Origin of the sequence: Pseudomonas sp. NPDC089401, assembly GCF_044749485.1 — a bacterium.
Classification (GTDB): Bacteria; Pseudomonadota; Gammaproteobacteria; order Pseudomonadales; family Pseudomonadaceae; genus Aquipseudomonas.
In genome coordinates this window covers 112,846-131,181 of sequence record NZ_JBIVIA010000012.1, presented here as the reverse complement: position 1 = coordinate 131,181, position 18,336 = coordinate 112,846, and the positions used below count along the sequence as shown (strand labels likewise).

The window sequence follows — 18,336 nt, the reverse complement described above, 5'->3', positions numbered from 1 at the left end:
CGGATGGGTGCCTGAGGTCGTTCCATAACGCACGCACGACACCTTGACCATAAGTCGAATTGCCGCACCCGTGGCAATCGGGGTTCAATAGCGCAACCCGAAGACTGATTGGCGGTGTCCGCGGTAGTGGCAATAACTGCGAAGAGTCGGACATGGCGCTTCTGGCAACCCCAGTGGCCCATGCTGTCAATTAGGTAGCTGTAGATTGTGGAGACGCGTTAAATGGCGCAGAACGAATCGGTTGATGTGGTATTGGTAGGCGCGGGCATCATGAGTGCCACCCTGGCCGTACTGCTCAAGGAGCTTGACCCGACCCTGAAGCTTGAGGTCGTCGAGGCGATGGACTCCGGAGCCGCCGAAAGCTCCAACCCCTGGAACAACGCAGGCACCGGCCACGCCGGCCTGTGCGAGCTCAACTACACGCCGCAGGCCGCCGATGGCAGCATCGACATCAAGAAGGCCGTGCACATCAACACTCAGTTCGAGGTTTCGCGCCAGTTCTGGGCTTACCTGAGCAAGAAAGGCAACTTCGGCTCGGCCCGTGCCTTCATCAACCCGGTCCCGCACCTGAGCTACGTCGAAGGTGACAAGGGCGTGTCCTTCCTCAAGAAGCGCTTCGAGCTGCTCAAGCAGCACCACGCCTTCGCCGAGATGGAGTACACCGAAGACAAGGGCGTGATGAGCCAGTGGATGCCGCTGATGATGCCGGGCCGCCCGGCCGACCAGCACATCGCCGCCACCCGCGTGGCCAAAGGCACCGACGTCAACTTCGGCGCGCTCACCAACAAGCTGCTCAAGCTGCTGGGCGACGCGCCGGATGCGCAGGTCAAGTACAGCAAGAAAGTCGTCGGCCTGCGCCGCAACGGCAGCGGCTGGACCGTCAGCATCAAGGATGTCAACAGCGGCGGCAGCCGTGAAGTCGACGCCCGCTTCGTGTTCCTCGGCGCCGGTGGCGCGGCTCTGCCGCTGCTGCAACTGTCGGGCATCCCGGAGAGCAAAGGCTTCGGCGGCTTCCCGGTCAGCGGCCAGTGGCTGCGTTGCGACAACCCGGAAATCGTCCGCCAGCACCAGGCCAAGGTCTACAGCCAGGCGGCAGTCGGCGCGCCACCGATGTCGGTGCCGCACCTGGACACCCGCGTGGTGGACGGCAAGACCTCGCTGCTGTTCGGCCCCTATGCCGGCTTCACCACCAAGTTCCTCAAGCACGGCTCGCTGATGGACCTGCCGCTGTCGGTGCGCATGGGCAACATCGGCCCGATGCTGGCCGTGGCCCGCGACAACATGGACCTGACCAAGTACCTGGTCAGCGAAGTGATGCAGTCGATGGAGCAGCGCCTGGATGCCCTGCGCCGCTTCTACCCCGAGGCGAAAGCCGAGGACTGGCGCCTGGAAGTGGCTGGCCAGCGCGTGCAGATCATCAAGAAGGACCCGAAGAAAGGCGGCATCCTGCAGTTCGGTACCGAGCTGGTCTCGGCCCAGGACGGCAGCCTCGCGGCCCTGCTCGGCGCCTCGCCAGGCGCTTCGGTGACCGTGTCGATCATGCTCGAGCTGATCGAGCGCTGCTTCCCCGAGCAGGCCAAGGGTGCCTGGGCGGCCAAGCTCAAGGAAATCTTCCCGGCTCGCGAGAAGACCCTGGCCACCGATGCGGCGCTGTACCACAAGATCAGCGCCGACAACGATGCGGCGCTGGAACTGGTGGAAGACAGCCCGGCCAAGCATTACGCCTGAGCCGGCCTGAAACTGAAAAACGCCCCTCGGGGCGTTTTTTTGTGCCTGGGATCTCCGGCAGCCTGTACTGGCCTCTTCGCGGGTAAACCCGCTCCCACAGGTACAGCACAGGCTTCAGAGACTGCACAAATCCTGTGGGAGCGGGTTTACCCGCGAAGAGGCCCGAACGGGCTTACCAATCAGCCCCGGGCGTTGTCGATGATCTCGACGTACTCCGGCGCATTGCGCTGGTCGGCGATCACTTCGACGAAGGTCTTGCCGTGCTCGTCCTTGCCATCCAGGTCCAGGCCAGCCTCGACGAAGAAGCCGACAAAGCGCTCGAAATCATCGACCCGCAGCCCACGGTAAGCCTTCACCAGTTTGTGGTGCGACGGCGAGGTCACGCCGTCGGCCGGCTCGAACTGTAGGAACGACTTCACGTAGTCGTCGCTGATTTCGTCACCAATCACCTGCTTCTTGTCTTTGCGCATTACCGGCTCCAACTGGACCATCACGGGATTTCGAAGGCCGGCAGTGTACCCCCCACAGGCCGCACGCCTCAACGCGAACGTACGGTCCCGGTATGCAGGTCGGCCCAGACGTGGCCGTTGGCGTAGGTGAGGAACTGCACATAGACGGTCTCGTTGCGCAGCAGGTCCATGATCACCCGGTAGTCGCTGACCGGGTAGTTCAGGCTCAGGGTCCTGGTCTTGTCGTCGTACACCGGCTTCTTCAGGCTCTTGCCGGCTTCGCCGTCGAAGGTCAGCAGCACCTGGCCGATGGTCGCGCCCTTGCTCAGCGGCTTGCCCTTGAGGCGCATCTGCAGCGAGGCGGTGATCGGGATCGGTTGCTGGTCGGACTGACGCTGGGCGCCCACCACCACCGAGTAGTCGGTCACTTGCAGCAACTGCTGGCCGGTCGGCGCTTCCTGGCGCAGGGACTGATCATCGGGGGGGAGGAACTGGCTGTGCAGCGGTGCGGCGGCGAGGGGCAGGCTCACCGCCAGCAGCAGGGGAAGAATCGCACGCATGTGAGGCTCCTTGGCATGAAGGGGCACTCTAGCACGCCAGGCCTCAGTCGAACTGCGCGCGCATCCAGGCATGGTACTCGGCCACGCCCGCTTCACCTTCACGGGGCGCCCAGGGCGCGTGCTCGCCCTCGCCCAGCTGCCGGTACGGGCCTGCCTTGCACTCGAACATCAGGGTGTCGGCCTGCAGCGCCACCAGGGAATGATAGATACCCGGGCGCAAGTCCACCCCCATGCACTCCCCTTCGGGTTCGAGGATGCGCGTTGCGCTCACCCCGCCCTGCTCGTCGAACAGCAGCAGGCCGATGCGCCCCTTGAGCACCAGCAGGGCTTCGGCCTTGTCTTCGCTCAAGTGCCGGTGCGGGGCGATGTAGGTGGAAGGTTGCAGGGCGATTATCAGTCGGTGGCAAGGATCTTCCATGTCATGGAAGTTGTGATGATGCCGCTGACGTGGCGCATCAGCGGCCCTCAGTGCCAGCTCTGCCAACAACGTTCGATCGATGAAAGCAGGCTGGCTCATGGTCACAATCCTTTGACGGCGAAGATGCCGTTTGCGTTACGCCAATAGCCTTTATAGTCCATTCCGTAACCGAAGATATAGCGGTCCACGCACGGCAGGCCCGAATAGCTGGCTTTCAGGCCCGGGCTGGCCTTGCGGTCATGCTCCTTGTCGATCAGCACGGCGGTGTGCACCGCACGCGCGCCGGCGTGCTTGCAGAACTCGATGATGGCGCTGAGGGTGTGGCCCTCGTCGAGAATGTCGTCGACGATCAGCACGTCACGGTCGATGAACGACACTTCCGGCTTGGCCTTCCAGAACAGCTCACCACCGCTGGTCTGGTTGCGGTAACGGGTGGCGTGGATGTACGAGACCTCCAGCGGGAACTGCAGGTGGGTGAGCAGCTTGCCGGCGAAGATCAGGCCGCCGTTCATCACGCAGAACACCACCGGGTTCTTGTCGTGCAGCTGCGTGCTGATCTGTTCGCCGACCTTGGCGATGGCCGCTTCGACTTGGGCTTCGGTGTACAGGCAGTCTGCCTCGCGCATGACTTGACGGATGTGCTCGAGATCGGCGGACATGGCGCTCTCCAGGGGGGGCATTTTGGAAAAGCGGGCAAAGGTACGCATCCGCTCGTCACAGATCAAGCATTTATGGACTAACGTGCAAAAGGACTGCACGACAGCAAAGGCTGAATAGATTAATCTATCGCGGTTTTTTTGCCCGCCTTTCGGAGCCCCCCATGCCTACTCGTGAGATCCGCCATCCGCTGATCCGCCATAAGCTCGGCCTCATGCGCCGTGCCGACATCAGCACCAAGAATTTTCGCGAACTCGCCCAGGAAGTCGGCGCGCTACTGACTTATGAAGCCACCCAGGACCTGCCCCTCGAAACCTACGAGATCGATGGCTGGTGCGGCAAGGTGCAAGTTGAAAAAATCGCCGGCAAGAAGATCACCGTGGTGCCGATCCTGCGCGCCGGTATCGGCATGCTCGACGGCGTGCTCAGCCTGATCCCGGGCGCCAAGGTCAGCGCCGTCGGCGTTGCCCGCAACGAGGAAACCCTCGAAGCGCACACCTACCTGGAAAAGCTCGCCCCGGACATCAACCAGCGCCTGGCCCTGATCATCGACCCGATGCTCGCCACCGGCGGCTCGATGGTCGCCACCATCGACCTGCTGAAGAAGGCCGGCTGCAAGGAAATCCGCGCCATGGTCCTGGTCGCCGCGCCGGAAGGCATCGAGGTGGTGGAAAAAGCCCACCCGGACGTGCAGATCTACACCGCCTCGATCGACCAGCGCCTGAACGAGCATGGCTACATCGTCCCGGGCCTGGGCGATGCCGGTGACAAGATCTTCGGCACCAAGCAGAAGGACGCCTGATCATGCAGGACGGCTTCAACGACCCGCTCTGGCGCCAGGTCGTCTCGGGCGCGCAGATGCTCTTCGTGGCATTCGGCGCGCTGGTATTGATGCCCTTGATCACCGGCCTCGACCCGAACGTCGCGTTGTTCACCGCCGGCATCGGCACCCTGCTGTTCCAGCTGGTCACGGGCCGTCAGGTACCGGTATTCCTGGCTTCGAGCTTTGCCTTCATCACCCCGATCATCCTCGCCAAGGGCCAGTTCGGCCTGGCCGAGACCATGGGCGGCGTGATGGCCGCAGGCTTCGTGTACACCTTCATGGGCCTGATGGTGAAGATCAAGGGCACCGGTTTCATCGACCGCATGCTGCCACCGGTGGTCATCGGCCCGGTGATCATCTCCATCGGCCTGGCCATGGCCCCGATCGCCGCCAACATGGCGATGGGCAAGGCCGGAGACGGCAGCGTGCTTCTGCCGTACAAGACCGCGATGCTGATCTCCATGCCGGCACTGCTCACCACCCTGATCGTCGCGGTGTTCGGCAAGGGCATCTTCCGCCTGGTGCCGATCATTGCCGGCGTGCTGGTGGGCTTTGCCCTGGCGTTCGCCTTTGGCGTGGTCGACACCGCCAAGATCGCGGCCGCGCCCTGGCTGGAAATCCCCAACTTCACCGCGCCGGCCTTCAACTGGCAGGCGATCCTGTTCATCGTCCCGGTGGCCCTGGCCCCGGCGATCGAGCATATCGGTGGGGTGATCGCAGTCGGCAGCGTGACCGGCCGCGACTACCTGAAAAAGCCCGGCCTGCACCGCACCCTGCTGGGTGACGGCCTGGCCACCACCGCCGCCGGCCTGTTCGGCGGCCCGCCCAACACCACCTACGCCGAAGTCACCGGCGCGGTGATGCTGACCAAGAACTACAACCCGAAGATCATGACCTGGGCGGCGATATTCGCCATTTCCCTGGCCTTCATCGGCAAGTTCGGCGCGCTGTTGCAGAGCATCCCGGTCCCGGTGATGGGCGGCATCCTGTGCCTGCTGTTCGGTTCGATCGCGGCGGTGGGGCTCAATACCATGATCCGTCACAAGGTCGACCTGAGCGAAGCCCGCAACCTGGTGATCGTCTCGGTGACCCTGGTGTTCGGCATCGGTGGCGTGCTGGTGGGCAGCGGTGACGGCCCGGACGACTGGGGCCTGAAGGGCATTGCCCTGTGCGCCATCGTGGCGATTGCCCTGAACCTGATCCTGCCGGGCAACGATGGCTGGAAGCACAAGAAGCTGGATGACCAGCAGCCTTGACCCGGCATTAGCCTGTTCTGGCCCTTTCGCGGGTAAACCCGCTCCCACAGGTTCTCTACTGCCCTCAAGGCAGGTGCAGTACCTGTGGGAGCACAGGTTCTCTACTGCCCTCAAGGCAGGTGCAGTACCTGTGGGAGCACAGGTTCTCTACTGCCCTCAAGGCAGGTGCAGTACCTGTGGGAGCGGGTTTACCCGCGAAAGGGCCAGAACAGGCTTACCCACAAATCAGACCTTTTCGCACATCCCCGCCAACACCCTCACCCATTCCGGGTGATCATTCAGGCACGGCACCAGCACCAGCTCCTCGCCCCCTGCCTCGACAAACTGCTCGCTCCCGCGCATGCCGATCTCTTCCAGCGTCTCGATGCAATCGGCGACGAACGCTGGGCACATCACCAGCAGCTTCTTCACCCCAGCCCTGGCCAGTTCATCCAGGCGTGTCTCGGTATAGGGTTCGATCCACTTGGCCCGCCCCAACCGCGACTGGAACGACACCGACCACTTGCCATCAGGGATACCCATCTTCGTCGCGAACGCCTTGGCCGTGGCCAGGCACTGCCCGCGGTAACACACCGCGCGCATCTCGGCGCTGGCGTTCTTGCAGCAATCCGCCGCCTGGAAGTCGTGGGTGCCGGTCGGGTCGAGCTTCTTCAAGTGACGCTCGGGCAGGCCATGGAAGCTCAGCAGCAGGTGGTCGTAGTCCTGTTCCAGATGCGGCCTGGCACTGGCCACCAGCGCCTCGATGTAGTCCGGGTGATCGTAGAACGGCTGCAACACCCGCAGCTCCAGCGGTAATTGTCGCGCCGCCACGCTCTGCCGCGCTTGCGCCACCACCGTGGTCACCGTGCTGTCGGCGAACTGTGGATACAACGGCGCCAGGGTCACCTTGCGCACGCCTTGCGCGGCCAGGCGCTCCAGCACCTCGGGCAGCGCCGGCTGGCCATAGCGCATGGCGATCTCGACCGGCCCATGGGGCCAGTGTTCGACCATCGCCGCCTGCAGCCGCCGGGTCAGCACCACCAGCGGCGAACCTTCGTCCCACCAGATCGAGGCGTAGGCATGGGCCGACTGCTCCGGGCGCTTGACCAGGATCAGCGACACCAGCAAACGCCGCACCGGCCACGGCAGGTCGATCACGTACGGGTCCATCAGGAACTGGTTGAGGTAGCGGCGCACATCGGCCACCTTGGTTGAGGCCGGGGAACCCAGGTTGACCAGCAGCAGGGCGTGATCGGTCATGCAGCGTCCTATGTCAGAGGCGGCTGGACAAGTTGCCCAGGGCCGATTGCAGATCGTTGAAGCGGAACGTGAAGCCCGCCGCCAGCAAGCGTACCGGCCGGGCGCGCTGGCCGCCGAGCAGCAGCGTCGACAGCTCGCCAAGGCCGGCCTTGAGCAGCAGCCCAGGCATCGGCATGAACGCTGGCCGATGCAGGGCACGGCCCAGCTGCCTGGCGAACTCGCGGTTGCGCACCGGCTCTGGCGCGCAGGCATTATAGGGACCGCTGGCATCCTTGTGCTGCAAGAGAAAATCAATCAGGGCGATCTGATCGTCCACATGCACCCACGGCATCCACTGCCGGCCATTTCCCAGGGGCCCGCCCAGCCCCAGCTTGAACGGCAGCCTCAGACGCGACAGAAAGCCGCCGTCACTGGCCAGTACCAAGCCGGTGCGCACCAGCACCACGCGGATGCCGAGCGCCTGAGCGCGCTGGGCGGTCTCTTCCCAGGCGATGCACAGCTGGCTGGCGAAGTCTTCGCGCACCGGTTGCGAGGCCTCGGTCAGTTCGCGCTCGCCGCCGTCACCGTACCAGCCCACCGCGGAGCCTGAGATCAGCACCTCGGGGCGCTGCTCGCGGCTGCCCAGCCAGGCCAGCAACTGCTCGGTCAGGGTAATGCGGCTGGCCCACAAGAGCTGGCGCCGCGTGGCTGTCCAGGGGCGATCGGCAATCGGCGCACCGGCCAGGTTGACCACGGCATCGACCGGGTCGTCCGCCGCCAGGTCTTCCAGGCGGGCGATGCCACGCACACTGCTGCCACAGATTTTCGGCACCTGATCAGGGCGCCGGCTCCACACGGTCAGGCGATAACCCTTGCCCAGCCAGAACTGGCAAAGGTGCTGGCCGATCAATCCCGTACCACCTGTCAGCAATATATGCATGGCTGTGTCCTCGCAGCGTGCGGCCATGGTCTATTTTTAAGAACAAGGCACTTTTCCAGACCCATCGCTCTCGGATAACCATAGGCCATTAGACCTATGAAGCGGAATAACCTTATACAAACATTGTGCATTGTACAGGTTTGCCCGACAGCGTAGTCTGCCTACAGCCAGGTTCGAAGAGGCCATCATGACAGTACCTATCGCCATCATTGGTGCCGGCATCGCCGGCCTGTCCGCCGCCCAAGCCTTGCAGAAGGCCGGGTTGGCCGTCCACTTGTTCGACAAAGGCCACGGCAGTGGCGGGCGCATGGCCAGCAAGCGCAGCGAAGCCGGCGCGCTCGATCTTGGCGCCCAGTATTTCACTGCCCGTGACCGGCGCTTCGTCGACCAGGTGCAGCAGTGGGTAGCCGCCGGCTGGGCCGCGCAGTGGAAGCCGCAGCTGTACAACTACCGCGATGGCGAGCTCACCCCGTCACCGGATGAACAGACCCGCTGGGTCGGCACGCCGCGCATGAGCGCCATCACCCGCGGCCTGCTCAAGGACGTGACGGTGAACTTCGGCTGCCGCATCGCCGAGGTGTTTCGTGGCAAGCAATACTGGCACCTGCAGGACACCGAGGGCTGCAGCCACGGCCCTTACAGCTGCGTGGTGATCGCCGTGCCCGCGCCCCAGGCCACGCAGCTGCTGGCCGCCACCCCCAAGCTCGCGGCGGTGGCCGCGGGCGTGCAGATGGAACCGACCTGGGCTGTCGCCCTGGCCTTCCAGGCCCCCCTGGACACCCCCATGCAAGGCTGCTTCGTGCAGGACAACCCGCTCGACTGGCTGGCGCGCAACCGCAGCAAGCCTGGCCGCGACGAACAGCTCGACACCTGGGTGCTGCACGCCACCTCGAACTGGAGCAAACAGCACATCGACCTGGCCAGGGAGGAAGTGATCGAACAGCTGTGGGGCGAATTCGCCGAGCTGGTCGGCTGCGTGGTACCTGCGCCGTCGTTCGCGCTCGCCCACCGCTGGCTGTACGCACGGCCGGCCGGCAATCATGAATGGGGCGCGCTGGCCGATGCCGACCAAGGGCTGTACGCCTGTGGCGACTGGTGCCTGTCAGGCCGGGTCGAGGGCGCCTGGCTCAGCGGCCAGGAAGCCGCACGCCGGCTGCTGGAACACCTCGAATAGCGGCTGGCGCCAAGGAGCGCTGCAAAGCTATACAAAAAAATTGGTTTGCATAACTTTCTGCCTGTGCTGCAATGGTCTTGTACACATTCGATTACATGTACAAGTTTCCCGGAGGCAGTCATGCACGTCTCATCCGCCCAGCCCAAGCCACGCATTGCCATCAGCGCCTGCCTGATCGGGCAGAGCGTGCGCTACAACGGCGGACACAAGGCCTCCGAACTCTGTCGCCAGCAACTGCAAGCGCACTTCGACTGGCAACCGGTGTGCCCCGAAGTGGCCATCGGCCTGGGCATCCCCCGCGACCCGATCCGCCTGGTGGGTGACCCCGCGCAGCCCAGTGTGGTAGCCACGCGCAACCCTGGCACCGATTTCAGCGGGCCATTGCGTCAGTACGGCGAGCAGATGGCCGACCACCTCGGCGATATCTGCGGCTACATCTTCATGCAGAAGTCTCCCTCTTGTGGCCTGGAACGGGTCAAGGTCTACCAGGACAACGGTCACCCCGCGCCCCAAGGCGGCACCGGTGCCTATGCCGCTGCATTCTGCGCCCGCCGCCCGGACCTGCCGGTGGAGGAAGAAGGCCGCCTGCACGACCCCGTGCTGCGCGAGAACTTCATCAGCCGGGTCTATGCCTATGCCGACTGGCAACGGCTGTTGGCCGATGGCCTGAGCCGTGGCGCGCTGGTGCGCTTCCACTCGCGCTACAAGTACCTGCTGATGGCCAACAACCCCCAGGCCTACCGCGAGCTGGGGCGCCTGCTCGGCAGCCTGCGCCGCGAGGATGACCCGCAGGAAGTCGGCCCGCGCTACTTCAGCCAGCTGATGCAGGCCCTGCGCCGCTGCGCCAGCCGGGGCACCCACTGCAACGTGCTGCAGCACCTGAGCGGCTATTTCAAGGATGCCCTGACCCCGCAGGACAAGGCCGAACTGCAAACCCTCATCGGCCAGTACCAGCAAGGCGAGGTACCGCTGGTGGTGCCCCTGACCCTGCTCAAGCACCACCTGCGCAACCACCCCGACCCCTATTTGCAGCAACAGGCCTACCTGCAGCCGCACCCTGAAAGCCTGGGGCTGCGCAATGCTGTCTGAAACACTCCTGCCCATCGGTGAACTGGCCCGCCGCACCGGCGTCAACCCGGTCACCCTGCGCGCCTGGGAACGGCGCTACGGCCTGCTCAAGCCGCAGCGCACAGCCAAGGGCCACCGCCTGTACGCGCAGGACCAGATCGAACGGGTCGAGGCGATCCTGACCTGGCTTTCCCGCGGCGCTTCGGTCGGCCAGGTCCGCGAACTGCTCGACCAGCCCGCCAGCGCCGCCCCGCAAGGGGATTGGCAGTTGCGCCAGCTGCAGTTGACCGAGGCGATCGGCAACCTGGCGCAACGCACCCTCGACCAGCAACTGAACCAGGTGATGGCCCTGTACCCGGCCGTGACCTTGTGCGAACAGTTGCTGCTGCCGCTGCTGGACGCCCTGGCCCAACGCTGGCGCACGCACTTCAATGCGGAGCTGGAGCAGGTGTTCTTCCAGACCTGGCTGCGCAGCAAGCTGGGGGCCCGGGTCTATCACGACAACCAATCGCTGCAGGGCCCGCCGGTGCTGCTCGCCGAGGACAGCGAACGCCCCTTCGACCCGCGCCTGTGGCTGTGCGCCTGGCTGCTGAGCAGCAATGGCATCGCCGTCGAAGTGCTCGAGCAACCGGTCGGCGGCGCACAACTGCAACGCGCGGTCACGGCGCTGCAGCCACGCGCCCTGCTGCTGCACCTGGGCCCGCGCATCGATGCCAGGACCCTGCTGCGCACCCTCCAGGGCATCCCGGTCACCAAGCTGCTCGGCGGCGCCACGCTGGCCCTGCACCAGGCCCAGCTGGAAAGCTTCGAACTCCCCGACCTGTACCTCTTCGATTCCCCGCAGGCGGCATTGCGTGTGCTGCAAGGCAATGACCGCCGGCCTGTAGAGACGACCGAACCATGCAACTGATCTGGTTGCGCAGCGACCTGCGCATCGACGACAACTCCGCCCTCAGCGCGGCCAGCCAGCGCGGCCCTACCGTGGCCCTGTGGCTGGCCAGCCCCGGCCAGTGGCAGGCCCATGACGACGCCGCGTGCAAGGTCGACTTCTGGCTGCGCAACCTGCGCCGGCTGCGCCAGTCGCTCGAGGCATTGAACATTCCACTGCTGGTCCGCCAGGTCGACACCTGGGACCAGGCCCCCGCAGCCGTGCTGGAGGTCTGCCGCAAGCACGCCATCGAAGCGGTGCACTGGAACGACGAATACGGCATCAACGAACAGCGCCGCGACACCGCCACCCGCACGTTGCTGGAGAACGCCGGCATTCGCGCGCACAGCTACCTCGACCAGCTGTTCTTCCGCCCCGGCACCCTTCTCACCCGCGGCGGCGACTACTTCCAGGTCTTCAGCCAGTTCAAGAAGGTCTGCCTGGAACACTTGCACCGCAGCCTGCCGACACTGGCGCCACGCGTGCAACGCCAGGCGCCGCTGGACATTGCCAGCGACCCGATCCCGCAGCACATCGAAGGTTTCGCCAAGCCCGCGCGCGCCCTCAGCGATCATTGGCCTGCCGGCGAGGGCGAAGCCCAGGCACGCCTGGCCCGCTTCATCGACGAGACCGTCGAGGATTACCAGCACCTGCGCGACCTACCGGCCGAGCCCGGCACCAGCCAGCTGTCGCCGTACCTGGCCGCCGGGGTGATTTCGCCCCGGCAATGCCTGCATGCGGCCCTGGCCGGCAACCGTGGCGAGTTCGACAGCGGCAACGGCGGCACCCAGACCTGGGTCAACGAATTGCTCTGGCGCGAATTCTACAAACACATCCTGACGGGTTATCCACAGGTGTCGCGCCACCGCGCCTTCCGTGCCCAGACCGAAGCCCTGCCCTGGCGCGATGCGCCAGAGGACCTCAAGGCCTGGCAGGAAGGCCGCACCGGCTTCCCGATCATCGACGCCGCCATGCGCCAGTTGCTGCACACCGGCTGGATGCACAACCGCCTGCGCATGGTCGTTGCCATGTTCCTCAGCAAGAACCTGCTGATCGACTGGCGCCTGGGCGAGCGCCACTTCATGCGCCACCTGATAGACGGCGACCTGGCCGCCAACAACGGCGGCTGGCAGTGGAGCGCGTCGACCGGCACCGACGCGGTGCCGTATTTCCGCATCTTCAACCCGGTTTCACAATCCCGGCGGTTCGACCCGCAAGGGCGCTTCATTCACCATTGGCTGCCAGAATTGAGGGGGCTGGATGAAAAATTGATACACGAACCGGCAAAGGCCGGGGATCTTTTCGCCGATAATCACTATCTCAATCCTATCGTCGATCTCAAGAGTAGTCGCCAGCGCGCACTGGAAGCCTTCAAGGGTTTGCCGCGCCGGCAGGATCAGAGGGCCATGAATTGAACGACCCGCGTAGTTTTTGGGTTACGGGAGCCAGCAACGGATTAGGTCTGGCTTTGGTGCAACAGTTGCTCGAGCAAGGGCATCGCGTTGCCGCCAGTAGCAAGGCAGGTGGGGAAATGGAGGCCTTGGCACAGCGCCATGGCCGCAACCTGTTGCGCCTGCCTTGGCAGTTGCATGAGGAAGACCAGGCGGCCAAGGCCGCCGAGCAGATCTGCCATGCCTGGCGTTCGCTGGACGGATTGATCGTCAATGCAGCGACCAGTGACTACCTGGCTGACGATCTGCCGCCGGGCGAGGTGTTCGAAGCCATCGTCAACACCAACCAATTGGCCGCGGAGCATTGCCTGGCCAAGGCACAGCCCTTGCTGGCCCGGGGGCACGGCGCGCAAGTGATGGCGATCTTCAATCGTTACTCGGCGTCGCAGCTGTTTGCCCCCACCCAGGTAACGGCAGGCTGGAACCATGTACCGCAGTGGGTGCGCGAGCAGCGCCAGGCGTTGAAGGAGGCAGGCATCGACCTGACCACCGTGGCGCCGCAGTCGCCGAAGACAGCCGTGACCCCGGTACTGGCACTGCCGGATGCCTGGACACCGGAAACAGCGGCTGAGGTATTGCTGTCGCGGCTGGCACTGCGCGAGCCGGAACTGGTACTGGAAGTGATCGACATCCCCAGCTTGTGGCCACTGCCGCGCTGATTCTGGCGATTTCTACAACGGCAGAGGTTGCACGCTGCCCGCGCTGTGCCACAGAACGGGCAGCACATCGCTCAAGGCGCGCGGCTCGGCACTGCTCCAGAACGCCGCCTCGTGCGCTGGCCCCCGTGCCAGCAGGTCGCGCGCCTCCAGCAGGCGTTGCAGCTGCCGCGCCACCGCGGCTCCGGTGTCGATGATGGCCACGTCGGCGGGCACCATGCTGGCCAGCAATGGGCGCAAAAACGGGTAATGGGTGCAGCCGAGGATCAGGGTATCGCAACCTGCCGCCAGCAGTGGCCGCACATAGCCGAGCAATAGCTGGCGCAGCTGCGTGCTGCCCAGGTCACCCGTCTCGATCAACTCGACCAACCCTGGGCACGGCTGGGTGATCACCTGCACGTCGCTGGCGAAGCGGTCGAGCAAGGCTGCGAACTTGGCACTCTGCAAGGTCCCGGTGGTGGCCAGCACCCCGACCACGCCGGAGCGGGTGGCGGCGGCAGCCGGCTTGACCGCCGGCTCCATGCCCACCAGCGGCCAGTCGGGGTACAGTTCGCGAAGGTCGGCCACCGCCGCGACGGTCGCGGTGTTGCAGGCCAGGACCATGGCCTTGGCCCCCTGGGCCTGGAAGAACCCGGCGATGCGCCGGCAACGCTGGCGGATGTAGTCCGGGGACTTCTCGCCGTAGGGCACATGGCCGCAATCGGCCACGTAGAGCAGTGACTCGTGGGGCAGCAGGCGCTGGATCTCGGCGAGCACCGACAAACCGCCGACGCCCGAATCCATCACGCCAATCGGCGCCGAACGCTCAGCCATCGCGCTTGGCGCACACGGCGCAGGCCGGGTCGCGCTTGACCCGCAGCTCGCGCAGGCGCGTGCCGAGGGCGTCGATCAGCAGCAGGCGGCCCACCAGCGGCTCGCCGAAACCGGCCAGCAGCTTCATCGCCTCCAGCGCCTGCAGGCTGCCGACCAGGCCGACCAGCGGGCCGATCACCCCGGCCTCGCTGCAGGTCAGCTCGTCTTCGCTGCCATGGCCGTACAGGCAGTGGTAGCAGGGGCTGTTCTCACGGCGCGGGTCGAACACCGACAACTGCCCTTCGAGGCGGATCGCCGCGCCGCTGACCAGCGGCTTGCCGAGGGCAAAGCAGGCGGCGTTGACCGCTTCGCGGGTGCCGAAGTTGTCGGAGCAGTCCAGCACCAGGTCGACCGCCGCCACGGCAGCGGCCAGGGAGTCTTCGTCCAGCGCCTGCCGGTGGGCGACCAGGGTGACTTCGGGGTTGATGGCCCGCAGCCGCTGCAGCGCCGAATCAACCTTGCTCATGCCAACGCTGTCGCTGTCATGGATCACCTGGCGTTGCAGGTTGGTCAGGTCGACGGTGTCGAAGTCCGCCAGGTGCAGTTCGCCTACCCCTGCAGCGGCCAGGTACAACGCCACCGGCGAGCCGAGGCCGCCGAGGCCGACGATCAGCGCCTTGCCGTGCTTGAGCCGCAGCTGCCCCTCGATGTCGACCTGGGCCAGCAGGATCTGCCGGCTGTAACGCAACAGTTCCTGATCGGTCAGCATGGCAGGCGCCCCAGGGAAATACGTTCATGGCCACCCAGGTCCCGGCGGCTGGCCACCTCGGCAAAGCCTTGCGCACCCAGCAGCGCACGCACGTCCGCGGCCTGGTCGTAACCGTGCTCGAGCAGCAGCCAGCCGCCCGGCAGCAGGTGCTGCGGCGCCTGGGCGATGATCAGCCGCAGGTCGTCCAGGCCGTCGGCCCCGGCCACCAGCGCGCTACTGGGTTCGAAGCGCACGTCGCCCTCGACCAGGTGCGGGTCCGCGGCACGGATGTACGGCGGGTTGCTCAGGATCAGGTCGAAGCGCTGGCCGGCCAGGCTAGCGAACCAGTGGCTGGCGAGCACCTTCACATTGCCCAGGCCCAGGCGCTGGCGGTTGCGTTCGGCCAGGGCCACGGCCTCTTCGACGCGGTCCACCGCAGTCACCTGCCAGGCCGGGCAATCGCTGGCCAGGGCCAAGGCGATGGCACCGGTGCCGGTGCCCAGGTCGAGGACCCTGGCCGGCGAGGCCGGTTGCAGCTCCAGGGCAGTCTCGACCAGCAATTCGGTGTCCGGACGTGGAATCAGGGTGTGTGGCGCCACTTCCAGGTCGAGCTTCCAGAAGCCTTGCTGGCCGAGAATGTAGGCCACCGGCTCGCCGGCACGGCGGCGCTGCAGGTAACCGGCATAGGTCTGGGCATCCTCGCTGCTGACGATGCGCTCGGGCCAGGTGTGCAGGAAGCTGCGCGACTTGCCGATGGCCGCGGCCAGCAGCAGTTCGGCGTCCAGGCGCTCGCTTGGCGAATCGGGCAGCTGCGCGTTGCGCAGCAGGCTGGCAATGATGGTCATCAGTCCCCCAGGGCAGCCAGTTGGTCGGCCTGGTACTCGGCCAGCAGCGGTTCGATCACGGCGTCGACGCCACCGGCGAGGATGTCGTCGAGCGAATACAGGGTCAGGTTGATGCGGTGGTCGGTGACCCGGCCCTGTGGATAATTGTAGGTGCGGATGCGTTCGGAGCGGTCGCCCGAGCCGACCAGCAGCTTGCGCTCGCTGGCGATGGCGTTCTGCGCGGCGCTGGTCTGCATGTCGTTGAGCTTGGCCGACAGCCAGGACAGGGCGCGGGCGCGGTTCTTGTGCTGGGAACGCTCTTCCTGGCACTCGACCACGATGCCGGTCGGCAAGTGGGTGATGCGGATCGCCGAGTCGGTCTTGTTGACGTGCTGGCCGCCAGCACCCGAGGCGCGGTAGGTGTCCACGCGCAGGTCGGCGGGGTTGATCTCGATCGCCGCTTGCTCGTCGGGCTCGGGCAGCACCGCCACGGTGCAGGCCGAGGTGTGGATGCGGCCCTGGGACTCGGTCTCGGGCACGCGCTGCACGCGGTGCGCGCCGGACTCGAACTTGAGCTTGCCGTACACGTTCTCGCCTTCGACGCGGGCAATGATTTCCTTGTAGCCGCCGTGCTCGCCTTCGTTCTCGGACAGGATCTCCAGGCGCCAGCCGCGCTTCTCGGCATAGCGCGAGTACATGCGGAACAGGTCGCCGGAGAAGATCGCCGCCTCGTCGCCGCCCGTGCCGGCGCGGATTTCGAGGAACACGTTGCGGCCGTCGTTGGGGTCCTTGGGCAGCAGCATGCGCTGCAATTGCGCTTCCAGGCCCACCAGTTGCTCCTTGGCTTCGCGCACTTCCTCGACGGCCATCTCGCGCAGGTCGGGGTCGGCGTCCTTGAGCAACGCCTGGGCGCCTTCGAGGTCGTCCTGCACCTTGCGCCACTCTTTATAGGCGGCATGCACCGGCTCGACTTCGGCGTATTCGCGGGAATAGGCGCGGAAGCGGGTCTGGTCGGAAATCACTTCGGCATCACCGAGCAGGGCGGTGAGTTCCTCGAAGCGGTCCTGGAGAATCTCCAGTTTGTTCAGCAGCGACGCTTTCATTGCGGGGATTTGTCCGTCGAGCCCTCGTTGAGGGCAAAGAGTTCCTGGGCCATGGCCAGCGCATCGACGCGCCCCTCGGCCGAGAGCTTTTTCAACTGCACGCTGGGCGCATGCAGGAGTTTGTTGGTCAGGCCCCGGGCCAGTTGCGCCAGTATGTCTTCGGGGTTGCCGCCATTGGCCAGCAGACGCTGGGCCTTTTGCAGTTCTTCGTCGCGCAGGCGTTCGCTTTGCTGGCGGTAGGCGCGCAGCACGTCGACCGCGGCCAGCTCGCGCAGGCGCACCATGAAGTCTTCGGCGCCCACCGAGACCAGCTCCTCGGCGGCCTGGGCCGCGCCCTGGCGGCTCTTGAGGTTTTCCGCGACTACTTCGTGGAGGTCGTCGACGGTGTACAGGTAGACGTCGTCGAGCTCGCCGACCTCCGGCTCGATGTCGCGCGGCACGGCAATGTCGACCATGAAGATCGGCTTGTGCCGGCGCTGCTTCAGCGCGCTCTCCACCGCGCCCTTGCCGAGGATCGGCAACTGGCTGGCGGTGGAGCTGATGACGATGTCGCTGTTGGCCAGCTCCTGGGGGATGTCGGCCAGCAGCACGGCATGGGCACCGAACTGCTCGGCGAGGATGCTGGCGCGCTCGAGGGTGCGGTTGGCCACGACGATGCGGCGCACGCCCTGCTCGTGCAGGTGGCGGGCGACCAGGGTGATGGTTTCGCCAGCGCCGATCAGCAGCGCCTGGCTGCGGCCCAGGTCGCTGAAGATCTGCCGTGCCAGGCTGACGGCGGCGAAGGCCACCGACACCGGGTTTTCGCCGATCGCGGTATCGGTGCGCACTTGCTTGGCGGCGCTGAAGGTGGCCTGGAACAGGCGCCCGAGCAGCGGGCCGATGGTGCCGGCCTCGCGCGCCACGGCGTAGGCGGACTTCATCTGGCCGAGGATCTGCGGCTCGCCGAGCACCAGCGAATCCAGGCCCGAGGCCACGCGCATCATGTGCTTCACCGCGTCGTGCTCTTCATGGACGTAGGCGCTGGCGCGCAACTCGTCCAGGCTCAGACGGTGATAATCGGCCAGCCATTGCAGCACGGCGTCGGCGGACAGGTGGTCCTGCTCGATGTAAAGCTCGCTACGGTTGCAGGTCGACAGGATCGCCGCTTCGCGGCTGGTGGTCAGTCGGCAGAGCTGCTGCAGGGCGTCGACCAGCTGCTCTGGGGTAAACGCCACGCGCTCGCGTACGTCTACCGAGGCAGTCTTATGGTTGATACCAAGTGCAAGAAAGGCCATGCAAGGTCGCTGGTTGTGACGAGAAGCCGATAATTGTCCTCTTTCGCAGGTTTTAGAACAACCACCGTTCGCTATCAGGGTGATAGTAGGAAGGTAGAGAATCGATCCTGCCAGCCCCCCTCCACGGCCCGTGCCAGAAAACTCGGGCCAGACGCCCGCACCGTCTATGCTCTGGGGAACCCTTCACCCCCCTCGAAGGTCGCAAGTAACCCGGCACGGCGCAGGTGGGTTTGCCCCCGCGCTTGTGTCATCATGCTCCGACCGCCGGT

General features: G+C 65.5%; 19 protein-coding genes. 8 read left to right on the top strand and 11 right to left on the bottom strand.

Annotation, left to right across the window (positions count from 1 at the left end; genetic code table 11):
- The first annotated feature begins 222 nt into the window (after window positions 1–222).
- A complete protein-coding gene (gene mqo / locus ACIP21_RS23965; RefSeq protein ID WP_400692966.1) occupies window positions 223–1,728 on the top strand; it encodes a malate dehydrogenase (quinone) in 1,506 nt (501 codons plus the stop codon).
- 179 nt (window positions 1,729–1,907) lie between these two features.
- On the opposite strand, the gene ACIP21_RS23960 is transcribed toward mqo, so the two are convergent.
- The 4 genes from ACIP21_RS23960 to ACIP21_RS23945 form a co-directional block, all read right to left on the bottom strand.
- On the bottom strand, window positions 1,908–2,198 hold the full coding sequence (locus ACIP21_RS23960) for a PA4642 family protein (RefSeq protein WP_400692964.1): 291 nt from the start codon (window positions 2,196–2,198) through the stop codon (window positions 1,908–1,910).
- A gap of 68 nt (window positions 2,199–2,266) precedes the next feature.
- On the bottom strand, window positions 2,267–2,737 hold the full coding sequence (locus ACIP21_RS23955) for a hypothetical protein (protein ID WP_400692961.1): 471 nt from the start codon (window positions 2,735–2,737) through the stop codon (window positions 2,267–2,269).
- A gap of 43 nt (window positions 2,738–2,780) precedes the next feature.
- Entirely contained in the window at window positions 2,781–3,254 is a 474-nt protein-coding gene (locus ACIP21_RS23950; RefSeq protein ID WP_400692958.1) for a WbuC family cupin fold metalloprotein, read from the bottom strand.
- A 2-nt stretch (window positions 3,255–3,256) separates the two neighbouring features.
- Window positions 3,257–3,814 (bottom strand): hypoxanthine-guanine phosphoribosyltransferase, encoded by a 558-nt coding sequence (locus ACIP21_RS23945; RefSeq protein ID WP_400692955.1) that lies wholly within the window; start codon window positions 3,812–3,814, stop codon window positions 3,257–3,259.
- Between the two features lie 161 nt (window positions 3,815–3,975).
- Between ACIP21_RS23945 and upp the strand changes: the two genes are divergently transcribed.
- Window positions 3,976–4,614, top strand: coding sequence for a uracil phosphoribosyltransferase (gene upp / locus ACIP21_RS23940; RefSeq protein ID WP_011532223.1), 639 nt, complete (start codon window positions 3,976–3,978; stop codon window positions 4,612–4,614).
- Between the two features lie 2 nt (window positions 4,615–4,616).
- Window positions 4,617–5,891 carry a uracil-xanthine permease family protein gene (locus tag ACIP21_RS23935; protein WP_400692952.1) on the top strand — a complete coding sequence of 425 codons (1,275 nt, stop codon included), beginning with the start codon at window positions 4,617–4,619 and terminating at the stop codon, window positions 5,889–5,891.
- Window positions 5,892–6,116: 225 nt separating this feature from the next.
- Here ACIP21_RS23935 and hemH read toward each other — a convergent pair whose 3' ends face one another.
- Entirely contained in the window at window positions 6,117–7,130 is a 1,014-nt protein-coding gene (gene hemH, locus ACIP21_RS23930) for a ferrochelatase (RefSeq protein ID WP_400692949.1), read from the bottom strand.
- Window positions 7,131–7,143: 13 nt separating this feature from the next.
- Window positions 7,144–8,049: a TIGR01777 family oxidoreductase gene (locus ACIP21_RS23925; RefSeq protein WP_400692946.1), complete on the bottom strand. Its 906-nt coding sequence runs from the start codon at window positions 8,047–8,049 to the stop codon at window positions 7,144–7,146.
- A gap of 187 nt (window positions 8,050–8,236) precedes the next feature.
- Between ACIP21_RS23925 and ACIP21_RS23920 the strand changes: the two genes are divergently transcribed.
- The 5 genes from ACIP21_RS23920 to ACIP21_RS23900 all read left to right on the top strand — a co-directional run bounded on the left by ACIP21_RS23920 (window position 8,237) and on the right by ACIP21_RS23900 (window position 13,329).
- Window positions 8,237–9,223 (top strand): NAD(P)/FAD-dependent oxidoreductase, encoded by a 987-nt coding sequence (locus ACIP21_RS23920; RefSeq protein ID WP_400692943.1) that lies wholly within the window; start codon window positions 8,237–8,239, stop codon window positions 9,221–9,223.
- A gap of 120 nt (window positions 9,224–9,343) precedes the next feature.
- On the top strand, window positions 9,344–10,312 hold the full coding sequence (locus tag ACIP21_RS23915; RefSeq protein ID WP_400692940.1) for a YbgA family protein: 969 nt from the start codon (window positions 9,344–9,346) through the stop codon (window positions 10,310–10,312).
- Window positions 10,302–11,201 carry a MerR family transcriptional regulator gene (locus ACIP21_RS23910; protein ID WP_400692937.1) on the top strand — a complete coding sequence of 300 codons (900 nt, stop codon included), beginning with the start codon at window positions 10,302–10,304 and terminating at the stop codon, window positions 11,199–11,201. The genes ACIP21_RS23915 and ACIP21_RS23910 overlap by 11 nt, the downstream gene beginning before the upstream one ends.
- On the top strand, window positions 11,192–12,634 hold the full coding sequence (gene phrB / locus ACIP21_RS23905) for a deoxyribodipyrimidine photo-lyase (RefSeq protein ID WP_400692934.1): 1,443 nt from the start codon (window positions 11,192–11,194) through the stop codon (window positions 12,632–12,634). Before ACIP21_RS23910 ends, phrB begins: the two co-directional genes overlap by 10 nt.
- Window positions 12,631–13,329, top strand: coding sequence for an SDR family oxidoreductase (locus tag ACIP21_RS23900; protein WP_400692932.1), 699 nt, complete (start codon window positions 12,631–12,633; stop codon window positions 13,327–13,329). Before phrB ends, ACIP21_RS23900 begins: the two co-directional genes overlap by 4 nt.
- A 12-nt stretch (window positions 13,330–13,341) precedes the next feature.
- Here the strand turns inward: ACIP21_RS23900 and murI are convergent, their stop codons facing one another.
- From murI to hemA, 5 genes are read right to left on the bottom strand one after another with little or no spacing between them, the layout of a single operon-like run.
- Window positions 13,342–14,139, bottom strand: a complete 798-nt coding sequence (gene murI, locus ACIP21_RS23895) for a glutamate racemase (protein WP_400692929.1) — start codon at window positions 14,137–14,139, stop codon at window positions 13,342–13,344.
- Window positions 14,132–14,887, bottom strand: coding sequence for a molybdopterin-synthase adenylyltransferase MoeB (locus ACIP21_RS23890; RefSeq protein WP_400692927.1), 756 nt, complete (start codon window positions 14,885–14,887; stop codon window positions 14,132–14,134). The genes murI and ACIP21_RS23890 overlap by 8 nt, the downstream gene beginning before the upstream one ends.
- On the bottom strand, window positions 14,881–15,711 hold the full coding sequence (prmC, locus tag ACIP21_RS23885; protein ID WP_400692924.1) for a peptide chain release factor N(5)-glutamine methyltransferase: 831 nt from the start codon (window positions 15,709–15,711) through the stop codon (window positions 14,881–14,883). The genes ACIP21_RS23890 and prmC overlap by 7 nt, the downstream gene beginning before the upstream one ends.
- Window positions 15,711–16,793: a peptide chain release factor 1 gene (gene prfA, locus ACIP21_RS23880; RefSeq protein WP_400692921.1), complete on the bottom strand. Its 1,083-nt coding sequence runs from the start codon at window positions 16,791–16,793 to the stop codon at window positions 15,711–15,713. Before prfA ends, prmC begins: the two co-directional genes overlap by 1 nt.
- Window positions 16,790–18,067, bottom strand: coding sequence for a glutamyl-tRNA reductase (hemA, locus tag ACIP21_RS23875; RefSeq protein ID WP_400692918.1), 1,278 nt, complete (start codon window positions 18,065–18,067; stop codon window positions 16,790–16,792). The genes prfA and hemA overlap by 4 nt, the downstream gene beginning before the upstream one ends.
- Window positions 18,068–18,336 lie beyond the last annotated feature (269 nt).

What these genes read in the sequence shown, in the direction of transcription:
- mqo (WP_400692966.1), top strand. Translation starts at nt 223, where the DNA reads ATGGCGCAGAACGAATCGGTTGATGTGGTATTGGTAGGCGCGGGCATC.
- ACIP21_RS23960 (WP_400692964.1), bottom strand. Translation starts at nt 2,198, where the DNA reads ATGCGCAAAGACAAGAAGCAGGTGATTGGTGACGAAATCAGCGACGAC.
- ACIP21_RS23955 (WP_400692961.1), bottom strand. Translation starts at nt 2,737, where the DNA reads ATGCGTGCGATTCTTCCCCTGCTGCTGGCGGTGAGCCTGCCCCTCGCC.
- ACIP21_RS23950 (WP_400692958.1), bottom strand. Translation starts at nt 3,254, where the DNA reads ATGAGCCAGCCTGCTTTCATCGATCGAACGTTGTTGGCAGAGCTGGCA.
- ACIP21_RS23945 (WP_400692955.1), bottom strand. Translation starts at nt 3,814, where the DNA reads ATGTCCGCCGATCTCGAGCACATCCGTCAAGTCATGCGCGAGGCAGAC.
- upp (WP_011532223.1), top strand. Translation starts at nt 3,976, where the DNA reads ATGCCTACTCGTGAGATCCGCCATCCGCTGATCCGCCATAAGCTCGGC.
- ACIP21_RS23935 (WP_400692952.1), top strand. Translation starts at nt 4,617, where the DNA reads ATGCAGGACGGCTTCAACGACCCGCTCTGGCGCCAGGTCGTCTCGGGC.
- hemH (WP_400692949.1), bottom strand. Translation starts at nt 7,130, where the DNA reads ATGACCGATCACGCCCTGCTGCTGGTCAACCTGGGTTCCCCGGCCTCA.
- ACIP21_RS23925 (WP_400692946.1), bottom strand. Translation starts at nt 8,049, where the DNA reads ATGCATATATTGCTGACAGGTGGTACGGGATTGATCGGCCAGCACCTT.
- ACIP21_RS23920 (WP_400692943.1), top strand. Translation starts at nt 8,237, where the DNA reads ATGACAGTACCTATCGCCATCATTGGTGCCGGCATCGCCGGCCTGTCC.
- ACIP21_RS23915 (WP_400692940.1), top strand. Translation starts at nt 9,344, where the DNA reads ATGCACGTCTCATCCGCCCAGCCCAAGCCACGCATTGCCATCAGCGCC.
- ACIP21_RS23910 (WP_400692937.1), top strand. Translation starts at nt 10,302, where the DNA reads ATGCTGTCTGAAACACTCCTGCCCATCGGTGAACTGGCCCGCCGCACC.
- phrB (WP_400692934.1), top strand. Translation starts at nt 11,192, where the DNA reads ATGCAACTGATCTGGTTGCGCAGCGACCTGCGCATCGACGACAACTCC.
- murI (WP_400692929.1), bottom strand. Translation starts at nt 14,139, where the DNA reads ATGGCTGAGCGTTCGGCGCCGATTGGCGTGATGGATTCGGGCGTCGGC.
- ACIP21_RS23890 (WP_400692927.1), bottom strand. Translation starts at nt 14,887, where the DNA reads ATGCTGACCGATCAGGAACTGTTGCGTTACAGCCGGCAGATCCTGCTG.
- prmC (WP_400692924.1), bottom strand. Translation starts at nt 15,711, where the DNA reads ATGACCATCATTGCCAGCCTGCTGCGCAACGCGCAGCTGCCCGATTCG.
- prfA (WP_400692921.1), bottom strand. Translation starts at nt 16,793, where the DNA reads ATGAAAGCGTCGCTGCTGAACAAACTGGAGATTCTCCAGGACCGCTTC.
- hemA (WP_400692918.1), bottom strand. Translation starts at nt 18,067, where the DNA reads ATGGCCTTTCTTGCACTTGGTATCAACCATAAGACTGCCTCGGTAGAC.